This window comes from Williamsia sp., assembly GCF_036566845.1.
Taxonomy (GTDB): Bacteria; Actinomycetota; Actinomycetes; order Mycobacteriales; family Mycobacteriaceae; genus Williamsia.
In genome coordinates, this window is the sequence record NZ_DATCVM010000047.1 from 1 (window position 1) to 3752 (window position 3752).

The 3752-nt window shown below is 63.7% G+C and carries 5 protein-coding genes; 1 reads left to right on the plus strand and 4 read right to left on the minus strand.

The window, feature by feature from the left end:
- Positions 1 to 211, plus strand: a 211-nt coding sequence (locus VIQ49_RS04060) for a hypothetical protein (protein ID WP_414731571.1), incomplete at its 5' end; no start/stop codon positions are given.
- Here the strand turns inward: VIQ49_RS04060 and VIQ49_RS04065 are convergent.
- The 4 genes from VIQ49_RS04065 to VIQ49_RS04080 form a co-directional block, all read right to left on the minus strand.
- Complete coding sequence (locus VIQ49_RS04065; protein ID WP_331881074.1) at positions 160 to 981, minus strand: adenylate/guanylate cyclase domain-containing protein; 822 nt, start codon at positions 979 to 981, stop codon at positions 160 to 162. The two genes, VIQ49_RS04060 and VIQ49_RS04065, sit on opposite strands and share 52 nt — an antisense overlap.
- 13 nt (positions 982 to 994) lie before the next feature.
- Positions 995 to 2233 (minus strand): fatty acid desaturase, encoded by a 1239-nt coding sequence (locus tag VIQ49_RS04070; protein WP_331881076.1) that lies wholly within the window; start codon positions 2231 to 2233, stop codon positions 995 to 997.
- A gap of 47 nt (positions 2234 to 2280) precedes the next feature.
- Positions 2281 to 3390, minus strand: a complete 1110-nt coding sequence (locus VIQ49_RS04075; RefSeq protein ID WP_331881078.1) for a ferredoxin reductase — start codon at positions 3388 to 3390, stop codon at positions 2281 to 2283.
- A gap of 129 nt (positions 3391 to 3519) precedes the next feature.
- A partial coding sequence (locus VIQ49_RS04080) for a DUF475 domain-containing protein (RefSeq protein WP_331881080.1) occupies positions 3520 to 3752 on the minus strand: 233 nt, incomplete at its 5' end.

Consider the following 3752-nt stretch of genomic DNA (forward strand, 5'->3'; position numbering starts at 1 on the left):
ATTGCTGGCGCAGGCGGCGGTGGCCGACGGTGTCGCGGATGCGCCCGCGCAGGATTTCGGGCTCTTTGCGGTCAATGCGATCGAGGGTTCGATTGTGCAATGCCGCAGTCAGGGCGATGTCAGATCACTCGATGTGGCCGCCGAGCATTTGAAGGCGCTCTACCGTTCACTGCCTCCGGCCGATCGTCCTTCATCGGCAACATCGTCGTAGCGCGGGAGCACGGCATACACCACGAGATCCTTGGGTGTTCCCTTGGCGCGAAAGCGCCTGCGCCGCTTCATGTACTTGGTTTCATCGGTACAATCCAGCGTGGCCTCGGTGGCCAGGACCTCCCCCGCCGAGGCGGCGTCGGCCACCCGGGCCGCGATGTTCACGTCGACACCGAGGTAGTCATCGCCGACTGCACGTGGTTCCCCGGTGTGCAGGCCCGCGCGTAACGCCGGCCGGTAACCGTCCAGCGTGATCGCCGAGACGGCCAGCCCGGCTTCATGGGCGGCCTCGATGGCATCGGTTCCATCGCGGAACACTGCCATCAGCCCGTCACCGAGGTATTTGGTCACCGTGCCACCGCGCCGGGTGATGATGTCCTCGCTCGCTTGATTCACCTGCGCCAACAATGTCAGGACGGCGTCGTCGCCCGCGCCGAGGGCCCAGGTGGAGAAGCCGACCAGATCGGTGAACAGAATCGTCACCGGACCGTCGTCGGACCGGTTGGTGGTCCCCCGCCGGGTCATGAGGGCCTGCCACGACTCGACGGCGGCCAGTCCGAGTTCGCGTACAGCGCTGGGCTTTTCGCCGCGAGCCTGGGCGATCAGTTCGGCGATCCGGTCAGAGTTGCGCAGACTGTCCGGGCTCACCTCTGCGCCGGCTCCCGGGGTACGCGTCCGGATTGCCCGTGCCAGCCGAACCACGGACCGGTTGCCGTCGGCCTTGGCGAGGAACTCTCCCACCCGGTGGGCGCCGCGCCGGGTCTGTGCCACTTGCCTGTTGATGTCAGGCCACCTTCACTTTCGAATCACGCAGCTCACGCAGGGCAGTGCGGAGGCCGCGGCGCCGTCCGGTTTCCGGGTCGATCCCGAAGGTGGTCTGCACGCCTTCGCGCACATTGAAACGAAGCTCCGAGGCGGTCTCCGGGGCATCGTCAGCGGTTGCCGACAGCATCGCGTTGGGCAGCGCCAACTTTGCGATGGTCCGGAAGGTCTGCAGGTATTGGTGTGTCAGCGACCCCGTGGTGTACGGCAGGTCGTATTTCACACACAGTTCGCGGACGCGGACCCCGATTTCCTCGTAGCGGTTGCTGGGCAGATCCGGAAAGAGATGATGCTCGATCTGATGGCTCAGGTTGCCGGTCATGAACCGCATCAATCGTCCGGCGCGAATGTTGGCCGACCCCAACATCTGTCGCAGGTACCAGCGAGCCTGATCTTCGTTTTCGTACTCTGCCTTCGTGAACTTTTCGGCGCCGTCCGGGAAGTGCCCGCAGAAGATGACCGCGTACGTCCAGTAGTTCCGGATGAAGTTCGCCGTCAGGTTGGCAGTGAGGGTGGATCGCCAGTTGGGGCCGGACAGCGCCGGGAAGATCAGATAATCCTTCGCGGCCTGCTTGCCCACCTTGCGCCCGATGATCTTCAGGTCTTTGGCGACCTCGCGCATGTTCTTCTGGCCTCTTCGGACCTTTTCGGTCTCGACGTGGTGCAGGGCGACCCCGTACTCGAAGAAGGTGCCCAGGAGGAAGTTGTAGACCGGGTTGCCCAGGTTCCACCACTCCCACCGCTGGTCGCGGGTGACCCGCAGGATCCCGTAGCCCACGTCGTCGTCGAGCCCGACGATATTCGTGTACTTGTGATGGATGAAGTTGTGGGAGTGCTTCCACTGAATGCTCGGACAGGTCGTGTCCCATTCCCAGGACGACGAATGGATTTCGGGATCATTCATCCAATCCCACTGCCCGTGCATGACGTTGTGCCCGAGTTCCATGTTCTCGATGATCTTGGCCAGGCCGAGCATGGCGGTACCGGCGATCCACGCGGGCTTCCGGTTGCTTGCGAACAGCACCGCACGCCCACCGGCGGCCAGTCCTCGTTGCAGCGCGATCGCCCTGCGGATGTAGCGGGCATCGGATTCTCCGCGGGACTCCTCGATGTCCCGGCGAATCGCGTCGAACTCGCGGCCCAGAGCCTCGACGTCTGCCTCGGTCAGGTGTGCATATCGGTCGATATCGGTGATCGCCATGTGCGATTACCCCCTCCTCTGACTTGTCGGTTCGCACGTGTACCGGCTCACAGGTCCAGCGTGCATTCGCCAGACACGGTGCTGATACATGTCTGGATTCGGTCTCCCTCTCGACGCTCGTCCCCGCTGCGCAAGTCTCGAACGTATCCCCCGGCCAGTGGGACCACACACGATTGGCAGATCCCCATCCGGCAGCCGAACGGCATCTGGATGCCGAGCTTTTCACCGGCTTCCAATAGTGTTGTCGCCCCGTCTATATCAGTTTCCTTGCCAGACTTGGCAAACGTCACGCTGCCCCCTTCACCGCCTTTGTCGGTGCGTGCGATGGCAAAACGTTCGATGTGCAGCCGGTCTCGGAGACCGTGGCGTTCCCAGACCTGCTCGGCGGCATCGAGCATCTCCACCGGGCCGCAGGCCCAGCATTCACGCTCCTGCCAGTCGGGCACGAGTGGCGCCAGGTCGCCGAGGTCGACCTTGCCGTCCATGCGGGTCAGACGCATCTTGAGGGCGTACCCATCCGAGTCGTTCTCCAATCGGACGAGTTCGTCGTGAAAGATGACGTTCTCGCGATCCGGTGCCGAGTGGACATGCACCACGTCGGGCATCTGTCCGCGTCCGTGGAGCGCGCGGAGCATGGCCATCACCGGTGTCACGCCGGACCCGGCGGTGATGAAGAGGACTTTCTCCGGTGGCGGATTGGGCAGTGAGAAATCACCTTTGGGTGCGGCGAGGCGGATGACGGTACCCGGCTGCACACCATCGACCAGGTGGCTGGACAGGAATCCGTCCGGGTTGGCCTTGACCGTGACGGAGATGATCTTTCCGTCGCCCGCGATGGATGTCAGCGAGTACGAGCGCCAATGCCATCGTCCCGCGATCTGCAGCCCGATCCCCACGTACTGGCCGGGCCGATATTTGTGACTGAAGCCCCACCCGGTTCGGATGTCGACCGTGGCGGTGTCAGGGGTCTCTTTGCGGACCTCGACGATCTTCCCTCGAAGTTCACGCGCCGACCACAACGGGTTCAGCAGATGCAGATAATCGTCCGGCAACAGCGGCGTCGTGGCTCTGGCCACGAGACCGCGCACGACGTTGATCTGCGGGCGCGTCGCCTCGACCTGCGCCGCTGGACGCTTGCTCCATTTCAGGAGTCCCACTTCACACTCCCCCTCGCCAATCGCTTCGGAGGGTCGGCGATGCCGGGCATCGTCTGACCCGTGTGCGAATCCGAGTGTACACATGTACACCGTGCGGGTGGGCCGGTCAGCGTCCGGCGCGGCAAGTGGTCAGCTGGTGGCGGCTACATCATCTTTTTCGGACTTGTCCGCGAGACCTTCGGCGGCTTGGTCCCGGCGATTTGCGTACACACTCGACGCCGCAGCGGCACCGATGAACGCGACGCCGACGAGGCCGGTGATGATTTCGTTGATGTGCCATTTGATCGAGAAGAACAGGATCGTCGCGAGGGCGCCGATGGCCCAGTGAGCGCCGTGTTCGAGGTACCGGTATTCGGACAACG